20 protein-coding genes, 1 tRNA gene and 2 pseudogenes are annotated in these 21,356 nt (G+C 77.0%); 10 read left to right on the top strand and 13 right to left on the bottom strand.

Annotated elements, in window-relative coordinates:
* Positions 1 to 92 precede the first annotated feature (92 nt).
* From F1641_RS17610 to F1641_RS17590, 5 genes and pseudogenes are all read right to left on the bottom strand, one after another.
* Entirely contained in the window at positions 93 to 791 is a 699-nt protein-coding gene (locus tag F1641_RS17610) for an ANTAR domain-containing protein (protein ID WP_194907739.1), read from the bottom strand.
* A 7-nt stretch (positions 792 to 798) separates the two neighbouring features.
* Complete coding sequence (locus F1641_RS17605) at positions 799 to 1,641, bottom strand: GAF and ANTAR domain-containing protein (protein WP_194907738.1); 843 nt, start codon at positions 1,639 to 1,641, stop codon at positions 799 to 801.
* A 205-nt stretch (positions 1,642 to 1,846) separates the two neighbouring features.
* Complete coding sequence (locus F1641_RS20215; RefSeq protein WP_206691434.1) at positions 1,847 to 2,854, bottom strand: helix-turn-helix transcriptional regulator; 1,008 nt, start codon at positions 2,852 to 2,854, stop codon at positions 1,847 to 1,849.
* Positions 2,855 to 3,071: 217 nt separating this feature from the next.
* A complete protein-coding gene (gene modA / locus F1641_RS17595; protein ID WP_309225692.1) occupies positions 3,072 to 3,872 on the bottom strand; it encodes a molybdate ABC transporter substrate-binding protein in 801 nt (266 codons plus the stop codon).
* Positions 3,873 to 3,964: 92 nt separating this feature from the next.
* Positions 3,965 to 5,469 (bottom strand): annotated as a pseudogene (locus F1641_RS17590) (MFS transporter).
* 102 nt (positions 5,470 to 5,571) lie between these two features.
* On the opposite strand from F1641_RS17590, the gene F1641_RS17585 reads away from it, so the two are divergent.
* Positions 5,572 to 6,282 (top strand): TetR/AcrR family transcriptional regulator, encoded by a 711-nt coding sequence (locus F1641_RS17585; protein ID WP_194907736.1) that lies wholly within the window; start codon positions 5,572 to 5,574, stop codon positions 6,280 to 6,282.
* Positions 6,283 to 6,513: 231 nt separating this feature from the next.
* On the opposite strand, the gene F1641_RS22180 is transcribed toward F1641_RS17585, so the two are convergent.
* From F1641_RS22180 to F1641_RS17565, 3 genes are read right to left on the bottom strand one after another with little or no spacing between them, the layout of a single operon-like run.
* Entirely contained in the window at positions 6,514 to 7,581 is a 1,068-nt protein-coding gene (locus F1641_RS22180; protein ID WP_255515045.1) for a YbaK/EbsC family protein, read from the bottom strand.
* Positions 7,578 to 8,111: a YbhB/YbcL family Raf kinase inhibitor-like protein gene (locus F1641_RS17570; protein WP_194907734.1), complete on the bottom strand. Its 534-nt coding sequence runs from the start codon at positions 8,109 to 8,111 to the stop codon at positions 7,578 to 7,580. The genes F1641_RS22180 and F1641_RS17570 overlap by 4 nt, the downstream gene beginning before the upstream one ends.
* Before the next feature lie 42 nt (positions 8,112 to 8,153).
* Entirely contained in the window at positions 8,154 to 8,366 is a 213-nt protein-coding gene (locus F1641_RS17565) for a hypothetical protein (RefSeq protein ID WP_194907732.1), read from the bottom strand.
* A 155-nt stretch (positions 8,367 to 8,521) separates the two neighbouring features.
* Between F1641_RS17565 and F1641_RS17560 the strand changes: the two genes are divergently transcribed.
* The 3 genes from F1641_RS17560 (at position 8,522) to F1641_RS17550 (ending at position 12,394) form a co-directional block, all read left to right on the top strand.
* Complete coding sequence (locus F1641_RS17560; protein ID WP_206691431.1) at positions 8,522 to 9,184, top strand: DedA family protein; 663 nt, start codon at positions 8,522 to 8,524, stop codon at positions 9,182 to 9,184.
* A 121-nt stretch (positions 9,185 to 9,305) separates the two neighbouring features.
* On the top strand, positions 9,306 to 10,211 hold the full coding sequence (locus F1641_RS23510; protein WP_194907731.1) for a diguanylate cyclase domain-containing protein: 906 nt from the start codon (positions 9,306 to 9,308) through the stop codon (positions 10,209 to 10,211).
* 107 nt (positions 10,212 to 10,318) lie between these two features.
* Complete coding sequence (locus tag F1641_RS17550) at positions 10,319 to 12,394, top strand: DEAD/DEAH box helicase (RefSeq protein ID WP_194907723.1); 2,076 nt, start codon at positions 10,319 to 10,321, stop codon at positions 12,392 to 12,394.
* A gap of 51 nt (positions 12,395 to 12,445) precedes the next feature.
* Here the strand turns inward: F1641_RS17550 and F1641_RS17545 are convergent, their stop codons facing one another.
* The gene (locus tag F1641_RS17545; RefSeq protein ID WP_194907722.1) at positions 12,446 to 13,219 is read right to left on the bottom strand and encodes a metal-dependent hydrolase; all 774 of its coding nucleotides are present in this window, start codon (positions 13,217 to 13,219) and stop codon (positions 12,446 to 12,448) included.
* Positions 13,220 to 13,656: 437 nt separating this feature from the next.
* Between F1641_RS17545 and F1641_RS23505 the strand changes: the two genes are divergently transcribed.
* From F1641_RS23505 to F1641_RS17530, 3 genes are all read left to right on the top strand, one after another.
* Positions 13,657 to 14,973, top strand: coding sequence for a histidine kinase (locus F1641_RS23505; RefSeq protein ID WP_194907721.1), 1,317 nt, complete (start codon positions 13,657 to 13,659; stop codon positions 14,971 to 14,973).
* A complete protein-coding gene (locus F1641_RS17535) occupies positions 14,970 to 15,644 on the top strand; it encodes a response regulator transcription factor (RefSeq protein ID WP_194907720.1) in 675 nt (224 codons plus the stop codon). Before F1641_RS23505 ends, F1641_RS17535 begins: the two co-directional genes overlap by 4 nt.
* Positions 15,645 to 15,752: 108 nt before the next feature.
* A complete protein-coding gene (locus tag F1641_RS17530; protein ID WP_194908235.1) occupies positions 15,753 to 16,019 on the top strand; it encodes an SHOCT domain-containing protein in 267 nt (88 codons plus the stop codon).
* Positions 16,020 to 16,097: 78 nt separating this feature from the next.
* On the opposite strand, the pseudogene F1641_RS24040 reads toward F1641_RS17530, so the two are convergent.
* Together F1641_RS24040 and F1641_RS17520 are read right to left on the bottom strand one after the other, a co-directional pair.
* Positions 16,098 to 17,371: pseudogene (locus F1641_RS24040) on the bottom strand (MFS transporter).
* A 56-nt stretch (positions 17,372 to 17,427) separates the two neighbouring features.
* On the bottom strand, positions 17,428 to 17,934 hold the full coding sequence (locus F1641_RS17520; RefSeq protein WP_194907719.1) for a MarR family transcriptional regulator: 507 nt from the start codon (positions 17,932 to 17,934) through the stop codon (positions 17,428 to 17,430).
* 137 nt (positions 17,935 to 18,071) lie between these two features.
* Here F1641_RS17520 and F1641_RS17515 point away from each other — a divergent pair, with 137 nt between their 5' ends.
* A complete protein-coding gene (locus tag F1641_RS17515; RefSeq protein ID WP_194907718.1) occupies positions 18,072 to 18,431 on the top strand; it encodes a hypothetical protein in 360 nt (119 codons plus the stop codon).
* A 150-nt stretch (positions 18,432 to 18,581) separates the two neighbouring features.
* Entirely contained in the window at positions 18,582 to 19,115 is a 534-nt protein-coding gene (locus F1641_RS17510) for a DUF6328 family protein (RefSeq protein ID WP_194907717.1), read from the top strand.
* Here F1641_RS17510 and F1641_RS17505 read toward each other — a convergent pair.
* Entirely contained in the window at positions 19,042 to 19,986 is a 945-nt protein-coding gene (locus tag F1641_RS17505; protein WP_194907716.1) for a universal stress protein, read from the bottom strand. The genes F1641_RS17510 and F1641_RS17505 overlap by 74 nt on opposite strands.
* 111 nt (positions 19,987 to 20,097) lie before the next feature.
* Here F1641_RS17505 and F1641_RS17500 point away from each other — a divergent pair.
* A tRNA-Leu gene (locus F1641_RS17500) sits at positions 20,098 to 20,181 on the top strand.
* 53 nt (positions 20,182 to 20,234) lie between these two features.
* On the opposite strand, the gene F1641_RS23500 is transcribed toward F1641_RS17500, so the two are convergent.
* The gene (locus tag F1641_RS23500) at positions 20,235 to 21,344 is read right to left on the bottom strand and encodes a GGDEF domain-containing protein (protein ID WP_194907714.1); all 1,110 of its coding nucleotides are present in this window, start codon (positions 21,342 to 21,344) and stop codon (positions 20,235 to 20,237) included.
* Between the last annotated feature and the right edge of the window lie 12 nt (positions 21,345 to 21,356).

Genomic DNA, 21,356 nt, shown 5'->3' with positions numbered 1-21,356 from the left:
TGACCTCGCGGGGGAGGAGGCTCTGGGCCGGACCATCGACCTCCGCCGAGGGTAGCGACCGGGCTGGCTCGGCACCAGGGGTGAGGCGGCGCTCACCGGGGGTGGGCGACGTCCTCCACGGCGACCTCGCCGGCGAGCACGGCGCGTGCGAGCTCGTTGAGGGTGCGGCCGCTGGTGAAGGCGTGCGCCCGCATGCGGCTCAGCGCCTCGCCGGCGCTGGCGCCCAGGTGCTCGGCCAGCATCCCGCCCACCACCGCCAGGTCGTCGTTCGGGTCGGCGTCGACGGCGATCAGCTCGCCGGTGCCCGCGCGGTGCACGAGCACCGCGGCGACCACCGCTGCCAGGTGCGCCAGGACGGCCACCTGCGCCGGTGTGAAGGGGTCGACGTCGTCGCGCCCCGCGATGAGCACCCCCAGGGCCGGTCTCGGCGGGGCGGCCCGCCGCGTCACCGCGGAGCTGCAGGTGGCGGGGACCAGCAGCGGCACCACGGCCATCGAGCGCACCGGCAGGTCCGCGGGCGTGACCGAGGCCAGCAGGGGCCACGGCAGCCGGGCGTGCAGGTCGTCGACCACCACGGGCGTCCCCGCGGTGAAGGCGTCCAGGCTCGGCCCCTGCAGGAGCGTCTGCTGGAGGTCGCAGTAGCCCTCCAGCACCGGGTCCGAGCCGCGCAGGGCCGCGCGCGTGTCGACGTCCCGGGCCACGACCACCACCACCCGGTCCCAGCCGACGGCCTCGCGGGCCAGGCCGCAGAGGCGGAGCTCGGGCGAGGGGTCCTGCGGCTCGGCGCTCACCCGGCGCTCAGCGGTCGCCGGGGCGCGGTGAGCGGTGCTGGGGGCGCTGCTGGGGGCGCTGCTGCGGCCGGTGCTGGGGGCGCTGCGGCAGCTCTCCGGTGGCGGCCAGGTCGGCGGCGATGTCGTACAGCTTGCGGTTGAGGTCCTGGCTGATGCTCGCCAGCAGCGCGAAGGCCTGGTCGGCGCTCAGCCTGTGGCGCTCCATGAGGATGCCCTTGGCCTGGCCGATGACGTCGCGGTGTGCGAGGCCGAGGTGGGTGTGCTCGAGGTCGCGGGCGTCGGCGACGGCGACCGCGGCGTGCGCGGCCAGCAGCAGCCCGACGTGCTCCGAGGTGTCTCCGAAGGCCGCCGGCTCCGCGCCGAGGAGGTTCAGCGCCCCGAGGTTGTCGCCGTCGACGAAGAGCTGCAGGCACAGCATGCTCGGCAGGCCGATCTCGTCGGCGCGCGCCGCGAGGGCCGGCCAGCGCTCCGTCTCGCGGGCGAGGTGGTCGACGCGGGTGCTGCGCTGGGTGTAGACGGCGTCGAGGCAGGGGCCCTCGCCGAGCTCGGTCTGCAGCTCGTCCAGGTGGCGTGCGGCGGCGCTGGTCGCCGCGGCCGAGGTGACGGTGCGCCGCGACCGCACCAGGGAGATCGTGCCCTCCGCCGCCCCGGGGACGAGGTCGACCGCCGTCGCGACGGCGCGGTCGAGGACCTCCTGCGGCGAGGAGGCGCTCTGGAGGGCCCGGGCGAGGTCCGCCAGCTCGCGGGCCAGGACGTCCAGCCCCTCGGCGCCGCCGCTGTCGTCCGCGGAGGCGCGGCCGGGTCCGGAGGGGGTGGGGGAGGGGGTGGCGCTGTGGTGCTCGGCGTCCATCGGGGGCGTCCTTCGCTGGAGCAGCCACCGCGGTCTGCCGGTCGGGCCCGTCCGCAGCGCTGCCGGACCGGGACCGCGGTCGGGGACCGCCGGGGCCGGGTGGGGCCGGGGCATCGACCGGTGTCGACGGTAGTGGCCGTGGGTGACCGGCGCGAGTCCCCGCCGAGGGGCACCCGCGCGGGTTCCAGGTCGGGTCGGTGAGGGGTCAGCGGCGCAGGGTCGCGCCCGGGGGCTCGCCGAAGGCGCCGCGGTAGGCGGTGGCGAAGCGCCCGGCGTTGGAGAACCCCCAGCGGGCCGCCACCCCGGCCACGGTGGTCCGCCCGCCGTCGCCCTCGGGGGGCGCCGCGCGCAGCTCCTCCCGGGCCCGCTCGAGGCGGACCCGTCGCAGGTGGCCCAGCGGGGTCGTGTCGAGGTGCGTGCGGAAGCCCACCTGCAGCGAGCGGACGCTCGTGCCCGCCGCCGCCGCGATCTCGGCCAGCGGCAGCGGCTCGCCGGCGTGGGCCTCCATGTGGGCGACCGCGCGCCGCACCGCGGCGGGGGCCGGGGTCCTCGGGTCCCGGGGGAGCCGGTCCGCCGTCGTCACCACCGGGAAGACGTGCAGCGCCGCGTGCGCGACGGTGCGGGCCGTCTCCGCGGCCAGCAGCGGCTGCCCCAGCGGCGGGTCGGGGTCGGTCAGCGCCCCGGCGACGAGCGACGTCAGCGAGCGCCAGTACCGCAGCATCGCCGGGGAGACCGGAGCCGTGCCCCGCAGGCGCACCTCGACCGGCCGGCCGACCTCCTCCTCGGCGGCCTGCCGGAGGCGCTCGACCGGGAGCCGCACGGTGGTGACGTCGAAGTGGCGCATCCGGAACGCGACCGGGACGCCGAGGGGGTAGCAGGCGGCTCCCCCCGGACCGGTGACGACCTCGTCGCCGCGGCTGGCCACGCCGACGGTGCCCGCGTGGACGATGAAGGCCACGAGGTCGTCGAACCCCTCCTCGCTCGTGCCGTCGTAGTCGATCGACGTGCGCACGCGGTCGCTGCCGAGCGAGGGGACGTCGTGCAGGAGCGCCGTGAAGCGGGCGCCACCGGTCACCGGGGCGAACCGGGTCGTGCTCTCCGCGTACGTCTGCCGGATGAAGGAGGTGACCTCCTCGGCGTCCGCGGAGGCGAACGACGCGCGGTGCACGCCCGCCGGCGGCGCCGGGTCCTGGGACCGGAGCGGTTCCGTCACAGCGGGCTCCTCGCAGCGGACGGCGACGGCGACGGCTCCACCTCGGGACAGGTTACGCAGAGCCGGGACGCTGGGCGCAGCGTCCCGGGCGGGTCTGGTGCACCGCGGCCGCGGCGGTGCCACCGTGGAGGTGCGCCAGGTCGAGCCCGGGCTCCACCAGCGGCGTAGTCCGGGCGGGTTCTACCCCCGAGCCCGCCCGGACGCCCTTGCACCGCCGTCAGCCGGGCGGGGCGCCGAAGCCCGCCGCGGACAGCACCGCCTCGCCCCGGGGGCCGGTGACGAAGTCCACGAACGCCGTCGCCAGCCCGGCGTCACCGGCGCCGGTGAGCGCCGTGACGGGGTAGGTGTTCACCGCCCGGGAGGACTCCGGGAAGGCCACGCCGGTGACCTGGTCACCGGCGCCGGTGACGTCGGTGACGTAGACCAGCCCGGCGTCGGCCTCCCCGGAGGTGACCTTGCCGAGGACGTCGGTCACGGAGCCCTCCTCGCTGACCGGGGTGAGGTCGACGCCGGTGGCCGCCTCGACCTTCGCGGCCGCAGCGCCGCAGGGGACCTGGGGCGCGCACACGACCACGGAGGTGCCCGGGCGGGCGAGGTCGGCGAAGGAGGTGATGCCCGCGGGGTTGCCCGGCGGGGTGGCGATCTCCAGGGTGTTGGTCGCGAAGTCGACCGGGGTGCCGGCGACCAGGCCCGCGTCGGTGACCTCCTGCATGGTGCCCTCGTCGGCGGAGGCGAAGACGTCCGCGGGGGCTCCGGAGGTGATCTGGGTGACCAGGTCGGAGGAGCCGGCGAAGCTGAAGGTGACGGTGACGCCGGGGTTGGCCGCCTCGAACTGCTCGCCGATCTCGGTGAAGGTGCTCTTGAGCGAGGCGGCGGCGAAGACCGTGAGGGTCCGCTCGCCGCCCGCGGTGGTGCCGGTGGTGGACGACGCCGGGGCGGACCCGCCGCCGGTGCTGCCGCACGCCGCGAGGAGGAGTGCCGCGGCGGCCGTCACGGCCAGGGGGTGGAGGCGTCTCACGTCTGGCTCCTCGGTGCCGGTGCCCGTCATGCGACCGCAGGTGCGGCCCCAGAAGATCCTAGGGGCCGCACCTGCGGTGGTCGCCGGAGTGCTCAGGCGTCGGCGGGGGCGTGCTCGTCGGTGCTGCGCGAGTCGGTGAGCGTCATCGCGCCGAGGCCGGCGACGACCCCGACGACGACGGCCAGCGCCGTGAACGCGACCCGCTCGCCGTGGAAGAACGAGGTCACCAGCTCGCTGCTCCAGGTGCCCGCGGGCAGCGACGCCGTCACCAGCGCGGCGATGAGCGTGCCGACCACGGCGGTGCCGACGCTGGTGCCGACCTCCTGGGCGGTGTCGTTCAGCGAGGTGGCCAGCGAGGTGCGGTTCTCCGGCGCGGCGCTGACGAGGGCGACGGCGCAGATCGTCATCACGGTGCGCAGCCCGACGGTCATGACCACCATGCAGGCGGCGATGGCCGGGTAGCCGTGGTCGACGCCGACGGCCAGGCCCGCCAGCGACGCGGCGAGGAGGCCGGCGCCGACGAGGCAGGCGGTGCGGTGCCCGAGGCGCTTCGCGAGCTGCTCGGAGACCGGCGACGCCGCGAGCATCGTCAGGATGATCGGCAGGTTGGCCAGGCCCGCGCGCACCGGGCTCCAGCCGTAGGCGTACTGGAAGTGCAGGACCAGCGAGAACATCACCGCGGCCATCGCGATCGACGTGCCGACCTGCGCCAGGGCGGCGCCGCGGACGGTGCCGCTGCGGAAGACGTCCAGGTCGAGCATGGGCTGAGCGGTGCGGCGCTCGTGCCGGACGAACGCCACCAGGGCGAGCACCGCCCCGAGGGCCGAGCCGGTGGTGGCCAGCGAGAGCCACCCGTGCTCGATGCCGCTGGTCAGCGTGTAGCAGGCCAGGCCGATCGTGGCCGTCGACAGGACGGCGCCGGGCAGGTCGAGGCGGTCGTCGGTGAGGTCCTCGCGGCGGTCGGCCGCCACGCCGAAGCGCACGCCGAGCCAGGCGACGAGCGCGATCGGCGCGTTGACCACCAGCAGCCACTCCCAGCCCACGTGCGCCAGGGCGGTGCCGCCCAGCAGCGGTCCGAGCACGAAGCCGCTCATGCCGACGACGATCATCACCGTCATGGCGCGCATGCGGAGCGCCTCGTCGTCGAAGAGGCGGAACACCAGCGAGTTGGTGATCGGCGCCATCATCGCGGCGGCCACGCCCAGGGCGGCGCGCAGCGCGATGAGCTCGCCCGCCGTCGTGACCAGCGCCGCGAGCAGGCTGATGAGGCCGAAGGCGCTCAGCCCGACCAGCAGCACCCGGCGGCGGCCGAGCCGGTCGGCGGCGGAGCCCGCCGTGAGGAGCAGGCCGCCGAAGGTGAGGGAGTAGGCGCCGGTCACCCACTGCAGGGCGGTGGTGCCGCTGCCGAGGTCACGGCCGATGGTCGCAGCGCGATGGTCAGCAGGGTGTTGTCGACCATCTCGACGAAGAAGGCCAGGCACAGCGCGAGCAGCGGGACCCACGCGGCTCCCAGCGAGGTGTGCGTGTGCGGGGTCGGGTCGGTGCCTGGGGTGGTCGTGGGCGTCTGGGCGGTCTGCGACGACGTGCTGGTGCTCATGGCGTCCCTCCTCTCGAGAAGCGGTCCGCGCTGTATCGAACGCGGTTCGGTAACTCTAGAACGCTGTTCGGTCCGCGCGCAAGCATGTGGTGGGATGGCGTCATGGCCGAGACCCGGAGCACCGCTCGGACCGGCGGGTCGCGGCAGCGCGCCTCGCACTCCCTGGAGGCCGTCGTCGGCGAGGCGGTCGCGCTGCTCGACGAGGACGGCGAGGCCGCGCTGACCTTCCGCGCGCTGGCCGCCCGGCTCGGCGGGGGCGTCGGCAGCATCTACTGGTACGTCTCCGGCAAGGACGAGCTCGTCGCCCGCGCCAGCGACCACGTGCTCGCCGGCGTGCTCGCCGACACCGAGGGCGCCACCGGCTCACCGGACCCCGTGGACGACCTCCGCGCCGTCGCCGTCGCCTTCTTCGAGGCGGTCTCCAGCAGGCCGTGGCTGGGCGCGTACTTCCTGCGCGACGTCGACCTGCAGCCGAACGCGGTGCTCCTCTACGAGCGCCTGGGCCAGCAGGTCCTGCGCCTGCACCTGCCCCCGCGGGAGACCTTCCACGCCGTCTCCGCCGTCATGGGCTACGTCATCGGCACCGCTGCCGACCTGGGCCGCCGCCCCGAGGCAGCCGGTGGCGACGCCGCCGAGCCCGAGCGGGGCCTCGACGACCTGGTGGCGCACTGGCGCGGGCTCGACCCCGAGCAGTTCCCCTTCATCCGCCACGTCGTGGAGGAGTTCGCCGTCCACGAGGACGCCGAGCAGTTCCGCGCCGGCCTCGACCTCCTGCTCGCCGGGCTCCGCCTCCAGGCCGACCGCCAGCGCTGAGCTCACGGAGGCACGGACCGGCGGGGAGGACTCCACCCCCTCTGTGCCGGACCGGGTGGACCTGCCCGTGGGCGAGTCCTCCCCGCCGGCTCCGCGGCTGCGGGCAAGACCACCGCGCTGGACGGGCTGCGGCGCACCGGTGCGCTCGACGGGGTCGAGGTCGGCCGTCGGCCCCTCGACGGACCCGCCCTGCGCGCGCTCGACCGGACCTGAGCAGCCGGTCGGGGCCCGTCAGCGGACCAGGCGGCCCAGGGCCAGCCCCGCGAGGGGCGCGTAGGCGACGACGACGGGCGCCGAGCCGGTGACCAGCAGCGTCGTGGCGCTGCCGGCCCTGGCGCCGAGCCCCCTGTCGCCGAGCCCGCTGTCGAGCCCGCTGTCGAGCCCGCTGTCGAGCACGGCGTGCACCAGGTGCAGCCGCCCCAGGCGCTGGAGCGGCTCCGGCAGCGGCAGGCCCCCGGCGCGCCGGGGGACCACCGACCACGACCAGCGGCGCGCGGCGTCGTCCACCTCCTCCACGAGGAAGTCGAGCAGCAGGCCGCCGTGCCCGCGGACCACCCCGGTGGTCCCGCTGGCCAGGCGCGGAGTGCTCGTCCGCACCGACGCGATCTGCGGCGACCACGTCGGCCACAGCTGCGGGTCGGCGTACCGCTCCCACGCGACGTCGGCGCTCGCGGGCCCTGCCGCGGCCAGGTGCCGCCTCACGGGTGGCGGAGGCCCATGATCACGGGGCGGTGGCGGGCAGGGGGACGCCGAGGCCCTCGGACACCTCGGCCCCGGGCAGCTGGGCGACGAGCCAGCCGGGAGGGCCAGCTTCGAGCGGCGCAGGCCGGAGCCGATGACCGCGTCGTCGACGTCGAGGACGGCGACGTCGACCAGCACCTGCCACGCGCGCGGCAGCCCCACCGGGGTGATGCCGCCGAACTCCATGCCGGAGCCCGTCACGGCGGCGTCGTGGCCGAGGAACGACGCCTTGCGGGCGTCGAGGCGGCGCCGGACCAGGCCGTTGACGTCGGCGCGGGTGGTCGCCAGGACCACGCACGCGGCGACCCGCTCGACCTCGCCGCGGCGCCCCGCGACCACGACGCAGTTGGCCATGACGCCAGCGGGTGCCCCGGTGGCCTCGACCAGCGCCGCGGTGTCGGCGAGCTCGGGGTCGATCTCGGCGACGCGGACGGCGCTGGCGTGCTCCCAGCCCCGCAGCGCCTCGGCCACGGGCGGGGCCAGCAGGTCCGGGCGCTCCAGCGCCGGGACCCAGGTCAGCCCGCCAGGACCGCCGCCCGGGCCCTGCCCTGCCGTCAAGCCGGCACCTGGTATGTCGGCGTGACCACGGCCCGGCCGATCGTGTGGAACAGGGCCGTGAACGCCACGACGGTCGGGGTGGCGGAGGCGTCGAGGCCCAGGTCGTCGGTGTCCAGGGCGTGGACGGCGAAGGCGTAGCGGTGCGGGCGGTCGCCGGGAGGCGGCGCGGCGCCGGTGAAGCCGGCCCCGCCGACGTCGTTGCGGACGGCGGTCCCGCCCTGCAGCGCCAGCGAGCCCTCGTCACCGGCGCCGGTGGGCAGCTCGGTCACCGAGGCGGGGATGCCGAAGACGGTCCAGTGCCAGAAGCCCGCCGGGGTGGGGGCGTCGGGGTCGAAGCAGCTCACCACGAACGACTTCGTGCCCTCAGGGAACCCGCTCCACGCCAGCTGCGGGGAGGTGCTGCCGCCCTCGGCGGAGTGGCGGTCGGCCATGGGCTCGCCGTCGGCGACGTCGGTGCTCGTCACGGTGAACGCGGGCACCTTCGGCAGCTGGCCGTAGGGCTCGGGGGCGGTGGGGCGGTCGAGGTCCACGGGATCTCCTCGGTCAGCGCGTCAGGGGCGGGGCGGGGTGGGTCAGTGGTCCTGCGCGGGGGAGCCGATGGCGGGCTCCTGCACGGGGCTTCCGGGGGCGGTGTCGACCACCTCGTCGACGCCGTGGCCGGGCAGCTCGGCCGTCGCGGCCGCGTCCGGGTCCTCCTCGCCGGCGTCGAGGGGGCTCGCGACGCCGAGCGGGTCGTCGAGCGGGATCTCGACGGACGACGAGCCGGGCGTTCCTTCGAAGGTCACGAGCGCCACTGTGCCGGGGGCGGGGGGCGCGCGCGACCGGTGGGCGCCGTCCCCCGCGGGGGCAGCGGCGGGGGCAGCGGCGGGGCAGCGGCGGGGGCGCGGCCGGGTGATCGCCGGCGGGTGGAGGGGGGCGTCCTCACCTACGCTCGCCGGTGATGATGCCCCTGCTCGCCTCTGCGACCACCTCGAGCTCCCACGGCCTCACCGGGCTGTCCGGGTGGGTCGCCGACGTCATGGACGCCCTGGGGTGGCCCGGGGTGTTCCTGCTGACGCTGCTGGAGACGGTGTTCCCGCCGATCCCCAGCGAGGTGGTGCTGCCGCTCGGCGGGTTCCTGGCCTACCAGGGGCGCATGGGCCTGGTCGCGGTCTTCCTCGCCGCCACCGCCGGCGGGGTGCTGGGGGCGGTGCTGCTGTACGAGCTGGCCCGCCGGATCGGCCAGCGCCGCGCGGTGGCCCTGCTGGCGAAGATGCCCCTGGTCGACGCCGACGACGCCGACGCCGCCACCCGGTGGTTCCGCCGCCACGGGCGCTCCGCCGTCTTCTTCGGGCGCCTCATCCCCGGCGTCCGCAGCCTGATCTCCCTGCCGGCCGGTGCCGCGGAGATGCCGATCGGGCAGTTCCTCATCTACACGACGGCCGGGACGGCGCTGTGGAACGCGCTGCTCATCGGCGGGGGGTTCTACCTCGGCTCCCAGTGGGACCGCGTCTCCGGCTACGCCGACGTCCTCGACAAGGTGGTCATCGGCGCCGTCGTCGTGGCCGTCGCGCTCCTCGTGGTGCGTCGCGTGCGCAAGCACCGGGCGGCCCAGCGCGCCTGACGGCGCCGGGCCGGGCCGGGCCTGGCCGGGCCGGGGCCTGTGGGCCCGGGCGTCCGGGTGACGCTCCCTCCCTGCGCCGGGCGGTCGTCAAGGGGTGCCGCACCCCTGCCGATGCGGGGGCGTGACCTGCCACCGAGACGGCGCCCGCCACTGCTCCTGCGCCCCCGCCGCCGCTGACGTCGCCCCCGGCGCCGACGCGCCCCAGCTGGTGCTGACCACGCCCGACCCGCGCGCCCACGCCGCGCTGCGCGCGCTCGCCTCGCCGCTGGAGGTGGAGGTGGTGGCGACGGGCCCGTCGACGTCGTGCGTCACCGGGGACGTCGGCGCGCTGCTGCTGGCCGCCGTCGGGGCGCTGCCCGTGGCCGGTCTGCCCGCACCCGCGCCGTCGGACCCGTCGCTGGAGGTCCGCTCGGCCCCCGAGCGCCTCGAGGGGCTCGAGCCCGTCGACGGCCCGGCCGCCGACCTGGCTGCGGAGACCGCCGACCCGACCGCCGAGGCCTCCGAGGTGCGGGACGCCCGCCCCCTGGGTCCGGTGCCGCTCGACCTGCGGCCCGACCTGCGCCCCGAGGCGCGCGCGTCGCTGCCGCTGCGGGGCGACCTGCTGGCCTCCCTCACCCGCGAGCTGGGCCGCCAGCGGCCCGGCACCACCACCGGGCTGCTGTTCTGCGCCACCGGTGACCGCACGCCCGACGGGACCGTGCTCGGCGTCGTCGCCAGCCGCCTGCGGCGCCACGTGCGGCGCAGCGACGCGGTCGCCCACCTCGGCGGCGGGCGGTTCGTGGCGGTGATGTCCGAGCTGCCGCTGGACTCCGGCGAGGCCGCCGCGGCGCGCGTGGTGACCGCGGTCCGCGACGCGCTCGCCGAGCCGGTCTCGACCACGGCCGGCCTGTTCCCGCTGCGCACCGTCGTCGGCGTGCTGGTGCACCCGGGGGACGACGCCGAGGGCTGGGAGACGGCGCCGACCGCCGAGGACATGCTCGTGGTGGTCGAGCGGGCCATGGAGCGGGGCGACCTGCCCACCGCCTGAGGCCCTCCCTGCGGCCGCTCCGGGGGAGGGTGGTCGCGTCCGCTCGAGACCTGCGGGACCATGGGGGAGCGGGTCGGCGCGTCGCCGCCCGCAAGAGGAGTCCCCAGATGCCGCCGAGCGCCGACGCGCCCGCCACCCCCCAGCCCGACGAGACCCCCGGAGCCGCTCCCCAGGAGCAGGCCGTGGAGGTCGTCGAGCAGTCCACCGACCAGCCGACGGCCCAGGCCGCCGACGCGTCGTCCGAGGAGCCTGCCGAGCAGGCAGCCGACCAGCCGTCCGCGCCGGCCGCTGACGCCGACGACGAGCCCCAGCCGGCCGCCGAGCAGCCGGCTGAGCAGCCTGCTGAGCCGGCCGACGAGCCGGCCGACGAGCAGCCGGCCGACGAGGCCCCTGCCCGCGCCCCGCAGCGCCCCCGCCAGCCCGAGGCCGTGCGCTTCGCCGACCTCGGTCTCGGCCCGGAGCTGCTGGCGGCCCTGAACGACCTCGGCTACGAGGAGCCCACCCCGGTCCAGGCCGAGGCGGTGCCGCACCTGCTCGCCGGGCGCGACCTGCTCGGCCGGGCCGCCACCGGCACCGGCAAGACCGCGGCGTTCGCGCTGCCGCTGCTGCAGCGCCTCGCCGACGCGAGCCGCGCCGGCGAGCCCACCGGCCGCGGCCCGTCCGCGCTGGTGCTCGCCCCGACCCGCGAGCTGGCCCTGCAGGTGGCCGCGGCCACGACGTCGTACGGCTCCGGCCTGGGCGTCCGCGTGCTCGCCGTCTACGGCGGCGCCCCGATCGGCGTCCAGCTGCGGGAGCTGCAGCGCGGCGTCGACGTCGTCGTCGGCACCCCGGGCCGCGTGCTCGACCACCTCTCCCGCGGCAGCCTGGACCTGTCCGGCGTGCGCACCGTCGTCCTCGACGAGGCCGACGAGATGCTCGACGCCGGGTTCCAGGAGGAGATCGAGGGCATCCTCGAGAAGGCCCCGCGCGAGCGGCAGACGGTGCTCTTCAGCGCCACGATGGCCGGCCGCATCGAGCGCATCGCCCGCACGCACCAGACCGACCCGGTGCGCGTCGTCCTGCAGCGCGAGGTCCCCGCCAGCGGTGCGCCGCTGGTGGAGCAGCGCGCCCACGTCGTCCAGCGCGCGTGGAAGCTCCCGGCGCTGCGCCGCGTGCTCGACGTCGAGGCCCCGGCCGCGGCGATCATCTTCTGCCGCAGCCGCGGCGAGGTCGACGAGCTCACCGAGGCCCTCAACGGCCGCGGCGCGCGCGCCGAGGCGCTGCACGGCGGCATGAGCCAGGACCAGCGCGACCGCGTGATGGGGCGCCTGCGCTCCGGCGTCGCCCAGCTGCTGATCGCCACCGACGTCGCGGCCCGCGGCCTCGACGTGGAGCAGCTCACGCACGTCATCAACTACGACGTGCCCGCCTCCTCCGAGGCGTACGTGCACCGCATCGGCCGTGTGGGCCGCGGCGGGCGCACCGGCGTCGCCATCACCATCGCCGAGCCCCGGGAGGCCCGGTACATCAACGGCCTGGAGCGCGCCGCCCGCGCCTCCATCGCGGTGCTCCCGGTGCCGACGGCCGCCGACCTCGCCGCCAAGCGCGCCGAGCGGACGGCCCTCGCGGTCGACGCCGCGCTGACCGGTGACGACGACGGCCCCGCCGGCCGCCGTCGGATCGCCGCGGCGCGCGAGCTCGCGGCGCAGCTGTCCGCCGAGCGGGAGCCGCTGGAGGTCGCCGCGGCGGCCCTGGCGCTGCTCGCGCAGGTGCGCGGCGAGGACACCGACGAGCCCGACGTCCCCGACGCCTCGGTGCGCGCTCCCCGGTCCGGCCCCCGCGCCGGGCAGGAGCGCTCGCTGGGCCGCTCGCCCGTCGGCGGCTCGCGCGGCGAGGGGCGGCGCGCGCCGCTGTCGGCCGCCGGCCCGCCGCGGGCGCGCAAGCCCCGCCTGTCCGGCGACGTCTCCCGGGTCTGGGTGAGCCTCGGCCGCCAGGCCGGCGTGCGCCCGCAGGACCTGGTCGGCGCCATCACCGGCGAGTCGCGCCTGGGCGGTGGCGACGTCGGCACGATCACCGTGCACGAGCGCTACAGCCTCGTCGAGGTGCCCGCGGGTGCCGCGGACGACGTCGTGCAGGCGCTGTCGGGCAGCCTCATCCGGGGCCGCAAGCCCCGGGTGCGCCCGGAGCGCCCCGACCACTACTGAGCCGCCTGGCCGGTCTCACGGCTGGCGACGCGCCCCGCCCGGCCCCTGGTCTCAGGGGCTGAGCGGGGCGCTCGTCATCACGGGGTCGATGACGGGCGCCAGGTAGCCCTGCAGCGGGCTGAAGGCGACGACCCCGACGACGGCGGCCACCGCGAACATCGTGGCCACCACGTGCTCGGTCTTGGCCCCCGTCTTGAACAGGCCCGCCGACAGGCGCACCGAGTGCCCGCCGACCCACGTCAGCGGTACGGGGACGCCGCCCACGGTGAGCCAGTCGCCGAGGATGTGGACGACGACGCCGCCGGCCACCGCCCACGGCAGCCACTCCAGGGCGTGGTTGGCCGTCCCGGTCACCCACCAGGCGCCCAGCGCCGAGATGACGACGTTGCCGATGACGGTCTGCTCGACCCTGCCGGGGATGACGACGTGGAGCGCCTGCAGCGCCAGCCCGATGCCGAGGGCGATGACCGCCATCGACGCGTAGGTGTTGTGCGCGGCGAGGGCCGTGAGCAGGCCGAAGATGGCGGGTGCGAGCAGCAGGTCGTGGGTGCCCTGGCGGTGACCGCCGGCGATCTTGCCCACCGCGCTGGCCAGCGTCGTGGTCACCGGGCCCCACATGCGGGCCACGGTGGAGCCGGTGGAGCTCGGCATGACGCCGCGCCAGTGGATGCCGCCCTGGTCGAGGTCCGGCAGCATCGCGAAGCCGCCCCAGGCGGCCACCCACGCGAGCTGCTCGACGGGTCCGCTGACACCGACCTGCCCGGCCCACGGCAGCGTCGCCGCACCGGCAGCCAGCCCCGACATCGCGTGCGAGTGACCCAGCACCGCGCTCGCCTCCCCGCTGTTCGACCGGCTGTCCGACCGGGTGACGGCTCGCCACCCGGCGTCACACGCTAGTCACCGCGGGCGGCGGAGGTGGTGGCGCCGCGCCGTTCCGCCCCGTTCGTCGGGGTCTCAGCGGCTCTCGGCGGCTCTCGGTGGGTACCGGCCTGCAGATCTTGGCGATCGGTGGCTCGTTGAGGGCCCCGCGACCCACCGATCGCCAAGATCCGCACCCGACCGGGGCCGCCCACCCACCCCTCGTGATCATGGGCGTCCGCCACCCCCGGCAGCCTCCTCTCGACGGCACGGGGTGGCCCTGCGCCGTTCTTGAGTGGCGCAGATCCCCCCACGGGGGCTTCGGGGGCGTACGCAGCGCTGCGTACGGGCGGCTCAGCCAGCAGGACGACGACGCCAGCGGCTCCGGTGGCTAGCGTCGAGCGGTGACCTCCGACCGCTCGAGCGCCGGGCCCCCCGCCGCGCACGGACGGTCACCGGAGCCGGACCCCGACGCGCCCCACCCGGCGACCCCGGCCGACCCGGCTGACGAGCCCGACCCGGCTGACGAGCCCGACCCGGCTGACGCCGCCGACCGCCAGCGGAGCCGGCTGCGGCTGGTGGCCCCGGCGGTGGTGGTCGCCGTGGTCCAGGTGGTGGGGTCGCGGGCCGTCACGCGGGTCCTCGGGGAGTCCGTCGAGCCGTTCGCGGCGCTGCTGCCGGTGCTACTCGCCGGGCCCCTGGCCCTGCTCTGGCGCCGCCACCCGCACGCGGCCCAGGTGGTGGCCGGTGCAGCCGTCCTGGTCTGGGTCGGCGTCGTCGGCACCAGCGGACCGGTGTGGCTGGCCGCTGCGGTGACGGCGGCACTCGCCGTCGCCGGCTCGCCACCCGGCCGCACGGGCCTCGTGCAGCGACGGCGTGCGTACGCGCTGCTGGCGGTGACGCGGGCCGCGACGTGGTTCGTGCTGCCGGCGTGGCTGCCGGTGTTCGACCCCTGGTCGTCGGTGCTCGGGTCGCTGGCGTGGCTGCTGGTCGTCGTCGCGGTGGCCGAGGCCGCGCGCAGCCGCCGGGCCGCCGCCGCCGACCGCCGCCTGCGCGCCGAGCAGGAGCGGCGGCGCCGCGCCAGCGACGAGCGCCTGGCCGTGGCCCGCGAGCTGCACGACGTCATCGGCCACAGCCTGTCGATGATCACCGTGCAGTCCGGGGTGGCCCTGGAGCTCATGGACCGCAGGCCCGAGGTCGCCCGCGAGGCCCTCACCGCCATCCGCTCCGCCAGCCGCGACGCCCTGGTGGAGGTGCACGGCGTGCTCGCCTCCCTCCGCGGTTCCGACGACGAGCCGCTCCGCGCCCCGCGCTCGCCAGCACCCGCCCTGGCCGACGTCGACGCGCTCCTGGCCCGCGCCCGCAGCGCCGGGCTGCCGGTCACCGCCGACGTCGAGGGCGACCTGGGCGGGCTGCCCGTCGCCGTCGACCTGGCCGCGGTCCGCGTGGTGCAGGAGGCCCTGACCAACGTCGCGCGCCACGCGCCCGGCTCGGGGGCGCGCCTGCTGCTGCGACGGAGCGAGGGCGAGCTGCTGGTGAGGGTCGACGACGACGGCGGGGCCGCCCCGGCGCCTCCGGCGGCGAGCCCCGCCGCAGGCCCGCCCTCCGGCGGTGGCGGCCTGCCCGGCATGCGCGAGCGCGCCCACGCCCTCGGCGGCCGCCTGGAGGCGGGGCCGAGGCCCGGGGGAGGCTGGCGCGTGGAGGGGGTGCTGCCGCTGTGAGCGAGCCGGTCCGGGTCGTGGTCGCCGACGACCAGCTGCTGGTCCGCGCGGGCTTCGCCGCCCTGCTCGACGCCCAGGACGACGTCGAGGTGGTCGGCCAGGCCGACGACGGCGAGCAGGCCCTCGCCCTGGCCCGCGAGCTGCGCCCGGACGTGGTCCTGATGGACGTCCGGATGCCCCGGCTCGACGGCATCGAGGCGACCCGGCGCATCACGGGCGACCCGGCGCTGGCGGGGGTGCGCGTCGTCGTCCTGACCACCTTCGAGCTCGACGAGTACGTCTTCGACGCGCTGCGCGCCGGCGCCACCGGGTTCCTGGTGAAGCACACCGAGCCCGCCGACCTGGTGCGGGCGGTGCGGGTGGCGGCGGCGGGGGAGTCGCTGCTGAGCCCGGGGGCCACGCGGCGCCTGGTCGCGGAGTTCGCGGCGCGCTCGGCCCCGCCGCCCCACGACCACCGCCTGGACGCGCTCACCGACCGGGAGCGCGAGGTGATGGCGCTGGTGGCCGAGGGGCTGTCGAACGAGGAGGTCGCCGCCCGGCTGGTGCTGAGCCCCGCGACGGCGCGCACGCACGTCGGGCGGGTCCTCGCGAAGCTCGGTGCCCGCGACCGCACCCAGCTGGTGGTGCTCGCCGACGAGACGGGGCTGGTCCGCCCCGGCTGGCAGGGCTGAGCGGGTCCTGGCGACCCGCCGGGCCGCCCGTGTACGCCGTGGGGCGCAGCGCAGGTGACGCGCGCAGGCCGACGCGGCGGGCGGCTCGGCCCGAGCACCGTGGTCGGCATGGACGCACTCCTGACCAGCACCGTCACCGGCACCGCCGCCGACCCGCGCTGGGGCTCCGGTCCCTGGCACGGCGGTGGCCCCGGCCCGTGGGTCCTCGTGCCGCTGCTCTTCTGGGTGCTCGTCATCGGGGCGGTGGTGTTCGCCGTGCGGCGTCGTCACCGCCGCGGCGCCGAGACCGTGCTCCGCGAGTCCTTAGCCCGCGGGGAGGTCGACGAGGAGGGCTACCGCGCCCGCCTCGCCGTCCTGCGCAGCACCCGCAAGTAGGCGCCACCCCTCCGTGATCATGGGCGTCCGCCACCCCCGGGGTGGCGGACGCCCATGATCACGGAGGGGAGGTGGGGGTCAGCGGCGGGCGGTGGGGGCCTCCTGGGCCAGGCGGTCCAGGTCGAGGCCCTCGCCCGCCGGCTCCGGCACGGCCAGCGCCTGCTCGGGGGTGTCGCCGTGGGCGGCGGGGGCCGCGGCCTCCGCGCTGGCGAGCATCCGGTGCCCGGTCGCGAGGATCGCGATGGCCACCACGAGCGCCCCGGCGCCGACCCAGAACGCCAGCGCGAACCCACCGCTGGCGGCGGTCAGCTGCCCGGCGACGAACGGCGCGAGCCCGCCGCCGATGAAGCGCAGGAAGCCGTACGACGACGACGCGACGGGCCGCTCCACCGGCGACACCAGCATCACGGCCTGCGTCATCAGCGTGTTGTTGATGCCGATGAAGGCGCCCGAGGCGATGGTCGCGGCGATGACGACGGCGGGGTGGTCGATCCCGGCGGCGATGACGCCGAGGAGCACCGCGAGGGCCGCGAAGACGGCGTACATGGTGGGCGCGGTGCCGAAGCGGGCCTGCAGGCGCGGGGCCACCCAGACGCTGAACGCGGCGACCAGCAGGCCCCAGGCGAAGAAGACCAGCCCGAGCTGGTGCACGCCGAGCTCCATCGGGTACGGCGCGTAGCGAGCAGGGTGAAGAAGCCCCAGTTGTAGGCCAGGGCCGCCAGCGCCATCGTCAGCAGCGAGCGGTGCCGCAGCGCCTTCAGCGACGCGAGCACGGGGGTGGGGCGCGCGGGCTTCGGGGCCGACGGCACCAGCAGGACGGTCAGGGCCAGCGCGAGGGTCATGAGCACCGCGACGCCGAAGAACGGGCCCCGCCACGAGATGCCGCCGAGCAGGCCGCCCACGAGCGGCCCGACGGCGATGCCCAGGCCGAGCGCCGCCTCGTACAGGATGATCGCGCCGGCGAAGCCGCCGGTGGCGCTCGCGACGATGACCGCCAGCGACGTGGCGATGAACAGGGCGTTGCCCAGCCCCCAGCCGGCGCGGAAGCCGACGATGGCGTCGACGCCGCCGGCGGCCCCGGCCAGCGCCGAGAACACGACGATGATGGCGAGGCCCGCGACCAGCGTCTTCTTGGCGCCGATGCGGCTGGAGACCGCGCCGACGAACAGCATCGCGACCGCCGTCACCACCAGGTAGCTGGTGAACAGCAGCGACACCTGGCCGGGCGTGGCGCCGAGCTCGTCCTTGATGACGGGCAGGATCGGGTCGACCAGCCCGATCCCCATGAACGAGATCACGCAGGCGAAGGCGACCGCCCACACGGCGCGGGGCTGCTCGCGCAGCGCCTTCAGCGAGGTCGGCGAGTGCTGCGCGGCAGCCGGTGCTGCAGCGGTCGAACGGGTGGAGCTCACGAGAGCGGGGTCCTTCCGGTGTTCTGGGTGGTGTGACCGGTCTGGCTGGCCTGAGCGGTGGAGGCGGCGCGCCCGAGGCGCACCAGGGCCGGCGTCGCGCCGTCGAGCGCGGCGGCGTCCTCGGGGCCGGCCGCGTCGACCAGCGCCGACAGCGCCCGGGCCCGCTGCGCGCGCCGCTGGGTGACCACCTCGCGGCCGGCCTCGGTGAGGACGACGACGAGCGCGCGCCCGTCGTCGGGGTGGCGCTCGCGGGTGAGCAGGCCGTCCCGCTCGAGGCGGGCGACCATCTGGCTCATCGCGGGCTGGCTGACGCCCTCGGCGACGGCGAGGGCGGAGACGCCGGCGCCGCCGCTGCGCGCCAGCCGGGCCAGCAGCGCCGTCGAGGCGAGGCTGAGCTCGCCGGGCGGCACGAGGCGGCGGGCCCAGGCGAGCAGGTCCTCCAGGGCGGCGGCGAGCTCAGCCCGCGGAGCGCCGTCGGCGTCCGAGGTGGTTGCTGAGGGCATGCACTATTTGTATCACTCGCTTATGCACCTGTCGACAGGAGTGCGCTGAGGTGCAGGTCCGTGCGGCGCGCCTCCCCGGATCCGGGACCGGGCGCCCCTAGCGTCGTGCTACGGACAGCAGACCCGAGGAGGCCGCCGTGCCCGACCCGACCACGCCAGCACCCCGCGCCGGTGAGCCCGCGCGCATCACCTGCTCGTGCCCGGTCTGCGGGGCCATGACCCTGCCGGCCGACGCGTTCGACCTCGTGGTCTGCGCGTCGGACCCGAGCCGCAGCTTCTACCAGTTCACGTGCCCGACGTGCTCCGGCCTGGTCACCAAGCAGGCCTCCGAGCGCGTGGTCACGGGGCTGTCGGCCCGGGGCGTGCGCGTCTCGAGCCTCCCGATGGAGGCGATGGAGGTCCACGCGGGCCCCGCGCTCACCATGGACGACCTGCTCGACCTGTCCATCGCGCTGTCCGAGCAGGACGTCGTCGCCGCGCTCACCGCCACCAGCTGACCAGCGGCTGATCACCAGCTGACCCCTCCCAGGGAGCCGAGCGGGCCCCCCGCGCCGTCACCGGCGCCGGGGGCCCGCTCGTCGTCCGGGGCACCCAGGGGCCGGGGATCATCCCGTGCGCCCCGCGGCGCCCGCCACGAGCATGGCCCGGTGGACGACGCCGACCTCGCGCCCCGCGGCGAGGCCCTGACCCAGCTCGACCGCCACTGGGCCGAGCTGCTGCAGGAGCTCCGCGTGGTGCAGACCGGGGTGCAGGTGCTCACCGGGTTCCTGCTGACGCTGCCGTTCCAGCCGCGCTTCGAGGCCGCGCCCACCTGGCAGGTGGCCGTCTACCTCGTGGCCGTCGGGCTGGCGGTGCTGGCGACGGCCCTGTTCGCCGCACCCGTCAGCACCCACCGCGCCCTGTTCCGCCGCCGCGCCCGCGCCGAGCTGGTGCAGGTGGGGCACCGCTGCGCCGTGGCCGGGCTGGCGTGCCTGGCGGGAGCGCTGGTCGCCGTCGTCCTGCTCGTGGTGTCGGTGCTGCTCGGCGGCGGCGCGGGGCTGGTGGCGGGCGGGGTCGCCGCCGTCGTCTTCGCCGGGCTGTGGCTGGTGCTCCCGTGGCGGCTGCGGCTCAGCGCTCCTGGGCGCTCTGCGAGTGCACCATCCCCACCGGGCAGCGGGCGTGGTGCAGCACCGCTCGGCTGACCGAGCCGAGCAGCAGCCCGCGGAACCCGCCGGAGCCCCGCGAGCCCACGACCAGCAGGTCCGCTCCGCGCGCGGACTGCAGCAGCGCGTCGACGGGGTGTCCCTGGACGACGACGGCGCTCACCTCCAGGGCGGGCCGGGGCCCGGCGGCGTCGAGCGCGGCGGTGACGTCGGCGTCGAGCAGCTCCTGCTCGGCGCGCTCCAGGTCGGCGACGCGCGCCCCCGGGGCTGGGTGCTGGCCGGAGCCCCACAGCGAGGGCACCTGCCAGACCCTCACGGCCTTGAGCGCGGCGCCGCGCTGGGCGGCGGTCTCCACGGCGAAGGCCAGCGCCGCCCGGGCGGCGGGGGAGCCGTCGACCCCGACGACCACGCCACCCGTCGCTCCCGGCGCAGCTCCGCCGCCGGCGGGGCCGGGGGGCCGCACGACGACGACGGGGCAGTGCGCGTGCACCGCCACCTGCGCGCTCGTCGAGCCGAGCATCAGGTCGGCGAACGCGCCGCGCCCCCGCGAGCCGAGCACCACGAGCTGGGCGCGCTCGCTCTCGGCCAGCAGCGACGGCACCGGCGGCGCCCACGCCCGCACCTCGGTGCGCACCCGGAGCCCCGGGTGGTCGGCGCGCAGGCGGCCGACGGCGTCGTCGGCCAGCTCCTGCCCCACGACCTCCAGGTCGGGCGCGCTGACCAGCACGCCGGCGGCCTCCGGAGAGCTCACCGGGTGCCAGTCGGTGCAGACCGTCACCTGCAGCACCGCGCTGCGGCGCTGGGCCTCCTCAGCCGCCCAGGACAGGGCCCGCCGGGCCCCGTCCGACCCGTCGTACCCGACCACCACGGGCCCCGGGCCCGCCTCGCCGTCGTGCGTCGCGCTGGTCATTCCCCTGCTCCCTCCGGTGCGAGCTGGCTCGCGACGGTAGGCCTCCGGACGCGCCGGGGGAAGGGGCCGCAGGGGCGACCTGACCCGGGTGCTAGTGTCACTCCCGCACTCGTCCGGGTGGCGGAATAGGCAGACGCGCTAGCTTGAGGTGCTAGTCCCCGAGAGGGGGTGGGGGTTCAAGTCCCCCTCCGGACACCGAGTCATCGAAGGGCCCCTGACCAGATCTTCTGGTCAGGGGCCCTTCGGCGTCAGGGGACCGGGGCCGCCGGAGCTGGTCGGTCGGTCCGGCGGGTGCGCTTCTGCGCGTACGTGCGGGCGTCTGCCGCGGTGAGCAGCTCGTCGGCCGAGCAGGGGCTCGTGGCGAGCGCCGTCCCCGTGCTGGCGCCCACGCGGACGCGCGCGCCGCCGTCCAGCACCACTTCGGCCGCGACCCGCGCGCCGACCCGTCCGGCGACCGCCCCGACCTCGGCCTCACCGGCGACGCGGGTGAGCACCAGCACGAACTCGTCACCGCCGACGCGGGCCACGGCGTCGCCGTCCCGCACGCAGCTGCGCAGCCGCGACGCCACCTCCACCAGCAGCGCGTCACCGGCGGCGTGGCCGTGCGCGTCGTTGACGGCCTTGAACCCGTCGAGGTCCACGAACAGGACGGCGCAGGCGCGGTCCGGGGCGGCCTGCGCGCACGCCGCCTCCAGCCGCGCCTCGAGGCCGCGGCGGCTCAGGAGCCCGGTGAGGGCGTCGTGCTGGCTGGCGTGCTCCAGCTCCGCGACGTGCTCCAGCCGCTCGCGGGAGGCCCGCTCGGAGGCCTCGAAGGCGTTCATGACGCTGGGCCAGGTGATGGCGAGGAAGGCGAGCGAGAGGGCCGTGGACGCGGGCACCGGGAGCAGGCCCGCGGCCAGGCCGAGGCCCTCGGCGGTGAGCGAGCCCGCCGTCACCACGGCCGTGATGACGAAGCTCTGGACCGCGCGGCGCCGCTGCGGGGCGACGACGACGGCGTGCATGGCCGCCCCCGTCGCCGCCGCCGGCACGAGCACCCCGATCCCCAGCCACGTGAGCAGCGCGGCCAGGCCGGCGCACCACGCGAAGAGGACGGGGACGGCGGAGCGCCCGCTCGCTAGGGCCTCGATGCGCAGGCGCGCCGCGGGGCTCCCGACCAGGCCCAGCACGAGCGCCAGGGTGAGCGTGGCGTCCAGCGGCAGGTCCACACCGGCGGGGTGCAGCACCGCGCGGGTCAGCAGCGCCGCGGCGGTGAGCGCGGCGGAGCAGAGCGCCCACTGGACCAGGGCGCACCTCCTGCTGGCAGTCGTGCGCACGAGCTCGCGACCCCTCTCCCGGGCGCCGTCCCTCGCGGCGTCCACCTCCTGCTCCGG

This window comes from Quadrisphaera sp. INWT6 (assembly GCF_015390235.1).
GTDB lineage: Bacteria > Actinomycetota > Actinomycetes > Actinomycetales > Quadrisphaeraceae > Quadrisphaera.
This window is presented reverse-complemented; position numbering and strand designations above follow the sequence as displayed.